Origin of the sequence: Saccharomonospora iraqiensis subsp. paurometabolica YIM 90007 (assembly GCF_000231035.2) — a bacterium.
GTDB lineage: Bacteria > Actinomycetota > Actinomycetes > Mycobacteriales > Pseudonocardiaceae > Saccharomonospora > Saccharomonospora paurometabolica.
This window is the reverse complement of sequence record NZ_KI912187.1, coordinates 35,470-38,779: the sequence shown is the minus strand read 5'-3', so window position 1 is coordinate 38,779 and position 3,310 is coordinate 35,470. Positions and strand designations below refer to the sequence as shown.

The window sequence follows — 3,310 nt, the reverse complement described above, 5'->3', positions numbered from 1 at the left end:
CGCCCTGGCGGCCACCGACCGCCCGGTCTCCGCCGCCGTGGTGCTGGGCGTGGCCGTCGGGACCAAGCTCATCGCGCTGCCCGCCGCGGTGGTGGCCGCCGTACTGGTCGCGGCGCGGGCCGGCGCACGGGCGTGGGGTCGGTTCACCGGCACGTGGTTCGCCGTCACCACGGTGCTGACCGTGCCGGTGCTGGTGGCCGACCCGGGCGCCTTCGTCGAGAACGTCGTCCGCTTCCCGGCGGGGCTGGCCGACGTGAGCTCCCCCGCAGCCAGTCCGCTGCCCGGGCACCTGCTCGCGAGCACCGGACCGACCGGCACGATCCTCGCGTTCGCCCTGCTCGAGACGGCGGCGCTGGCCGTCACCGGGTGGCTGCTGTACCGACCGCCCCACACGGGTGCGGACGCACTCCTGCGGATCGCTGTCGGGCTCGGCGCCTTCACGATGCTCACGCCCACGACCCGCTTCGGTTATCTGGTGTACGTGTCCGTGCTGCTGGGCACGATGTGGGTCTTCCGGGACCGGGCCACCGCGGCCCCCTCCGGCACCGCGGAGCCCGGATCCGACACCACGCCCGGACGTGCCCCGCTTACTTCTTCTTGACGCGCGTGGCGCCACCGCGACCGCGCAGCTGCACCCCGGACTCCGACAGCACCCGGTGCACGAAGCCGTACGAGCGGCCGGTGGACTCGGCCAGGGCGCGGATGCTCGCCCCCTTCTCGTACTTCTTCTTCAGATCGGCGGCCAGCTTGTCGCGCGTGTTTCCGGTGATGCGCGCACCCTTCTTCAGGTCTGCCACGTCAATCCACCTTCCGCCCGTTGGTGTTTCGGGCTCCTTTCAGCCCCTGCCGACGCAATGATCGAACACTGAGCCGCCGAATGCCAGACGACAGCGGAAAATCATGCTCGAATGGCGGGGAAAACGCTCCGATGCGGTACTTGTCGTCCGGTGAACAAACCGTCGCGGCCCCGTCGGACACTCCTCGTGGCCAAGGTTCATGGCCAAGGTGGCACTCCACACTCCACCGAGCGCACACAGGCGTGTACGCCCGTCGGGAATTGCTCTCGGTATTACCACCGACCGGTGACCACGTTGGCGTGACGATTCCACTACGTCACGGGTCCGGTCCACGACACACCGGAAACCCGCACGGTATTCACCCGGCCAGGTTCGGTATCCGCCACCTGTTCAGGCGAGTTCTACAAGTTCCTGATATTCCTCGGACCACAGATCCTCGGTGCCGTCCGGCAGTACGATCACCCGTTCGGGTTGCAGCGCTTCCACGGCACCCGGGTCGTGCGTCACCAGAACCACCGCCCCCTCGAACCCGCGCAACGCGTCGAGCACCTGGGCGCGGCTGGCCGGGTCCAGGTTGTTGGTCGGCTCGTCCAGCAGCAGCACGTTGGCCGCACTGGAGACCAGCGCCGCCAGTGCCAGGCGGGTCTTCTCCCCGCCGGAGAGCGTCCCCGCGGGCTGGTCGAGCTGCTCACCGCTGAACAGGAACTGCCCCAGCAGGTTGCGCAGCTCCTGCGCACCGGTGTCCGGGGCGAGGTGCCGGATGTTGGTCCAGACACTCTCGTCGTGCGCCAGGGTCTCATGCTCCTGTGCGTAGTAGCCGCGCCGGAGCCCGTGTCCGGGCACGACCCGCCCGGCGTCCGGCGTCTCCAGCCCGCCGAGCAACCGGAGCAGCGTGGTCTTGCCCGACCCGTTCAGCCCGAGCACCACCACCTTGGAGCCCCGGTCGATCGCCAGGTCGACGCCGGTGAAGATCTCCAGGGAGCCGTAGCTCTTGGACAGTCCCTCGGCGGTCAGCGGGGTCCGCCCGCAGGGCGCGGGTGCCGGGAAGGTGATCCGGGCGACCTTGTCCGACTGCGGTTCGTCGTCCAGGTCGGCCAGCATCTGTTCCGCCCGCCGGGCCATGTTCTTCGCCGCCACGGCCTTGGTCGCCTTGGCCCCGAGCTTGGCGGCCTGCTGCTGGAGGGAGGCCGCCTTCTTCTCCGCGTTCGCCCGCTCCCGCCTGCGCCGCTTCTCGTCGGTCGCGCGCGCGTCCAGGTAGCGCTGCCAGGTCATGTTGTAGTTGTCCAGTTCCCCGCGGGTGGGGTCGAGGAACCAGACCTTGTTGACCACCTCGTCGAGCAGTTCCACGTCGTGGCTGATCACCACGAGCCCGCCGTCGTGGGCCTTGAGGAAGCCGCGCAGCCAGCTGATCGAGTCCGCGTCCAGGTGGTTGGTGGGCTCGTCGAGCAGCAGGATCGTGCCGGACCGGCCCCCCGCCCCCGCCTCCGAGGCGGCGAACAGGATGCGGGCGAGCTCGACGCGGCGCCGCTGCCCGCCGGAGAGCGTGGACAGCGGCTGCGGCAGCACCCGGTCCTCCAGGCCCAGGTTGGCGCAGATCCGCGCGGCCTCGCTCTCCGCGGCGTACCCGCCGAGTGCGGCGAAACGCTCCTCCAGCCTGCCGTAGCGGCGCACAGCGCGGTCCCGCGCGGTCTCGTCGACCAGCTCGGCCATCTCCGACTGCGCCTTCTCCATGTCCCGCAGCAGCACGTCCAGGCCCCGTGCGGACAGCACCCGGTCCTTCGCCGTCACCGACAGGTCCCCCTCACGCGGGTCCTGCGGCAGGTAGCCGACCTCGGAGGTGTGGCCGATCTCGCCCGCGTAGGGGTCTCCCTCCCCCGCCAGGACACGCAGGGTGGTGGTTTTGCCCGCACCGTTGCGCCCGACGAGTCCGATCCGGTCACCCGGCTGGACGCGTAGCGTCGCGCCGGAGAGCAGGATGCGCGAACCCGCGCGCAGTTCGAGACCGCTGGCCGTGATCAATGGGTACTCCGTGGCGTCGAAGTGGGAAGAAGTCGCGTGGTGGAGAGAGGGGACCGGGCGGCCCCGTGTCCGCGCCCGGCGGGCGGCGGTACCGGGAGTGCCGGGGACTGCCGGGGCGGCCGGCGGGACACCTACTCCAGTCGAACAACCACGGGACCCAGTGTAGGGGTGGGCGCCACCACCTTTCCGGCGTACCGTGGGCCGCCTCGCACCGGAGGTCAGCGCACGACGATCTCCACCGCGCGGGCGCGGCGTGCCGCCTCGTCCAGCACGGCCCTGCGTGGTTCGGCGACGTCGAGCACCCGCGACTGCGCGGCGGCGAACACGGGCGCGAGACGGGAGTCGCCGCGCAGCTCGTCCAGGGCCCGTCGGTCGCCACCGAGCACGACCCCGTCGAGTTCGCGCACCCGGGGCACGAGGATCTCCGCGGCGTCGTCCGCGGCCGACCGCAGGGCCTGCCGGGCCTGGCCACCGCGCCGGCGGGCGAAGCGTTG

3 protein-coding genes and 1 pseudogene are annotated in these 3,310 nt (G+C 71.2%); 1 reads left to right on the top strand and 3 read right to left on the bottom strand.

The window, feature by feature from the left end; genetic code table 11:
* A pseudogene (locus SACPADRAFT_RS24635) lies at nucleotides 1-601 on the top strand (hypothetical protein); the annotation flags it as partial.
* On the opposite strand, the gene SACPADRAFT_RS0201030 reads toward SACPADRAFT_RS24635, so the two are convergent.
* The 3 genes from SACPADRAFT_RS0201030 to SACPADRAFT_RS0201020 form a co-directional block, all read right to left on the bottom strand.
* Nucleotides 588-797 carry a helix-turn-helix domain-containing protein gene (locus SACPADRAFT_RS0201030; RefSeq protein ID WP_005437638.1) on the bottom strand — a complete coding sequence of 70 codons (210 nt, stop codon included), beginning with the start codon at nucleotides 795-797 and terminating at the stop codon, nucleotides 588-590. The pseudogene SACPADRAFT_RS24635 and the gene SACPADRAFT_RS0201030 overlap by 14 nt on opposite strands.
* Nucleotides 798-1,187: 390 nt before the next feature.
* On the bottom strand, nucleotides 1,188-2,816 hold the full coding sequence (locus SACPADRAFT_RS0201025; RefSeq protein WP_007027016.1) for an ABC-F family ATP-binding cassette domain-containing protein: 1,629 nt from the start codon (nucleotides 2,814-2,816) through the stop codon (nucleotides 1,188-1,190).
* Nucleotides 2,817-3,034: 218 nt separating this feature from the next.
* Nucleotides 3,035-3,310, bottom strand: a 276-nt coding sequence (locus SACPADRAFT_RS0201020) for a Vms1/Ankzf1 family peptidyl-tRNA hydrolase (protein WP_007027017.1), incomplete at its 5' end; no start/stop codon positions are given.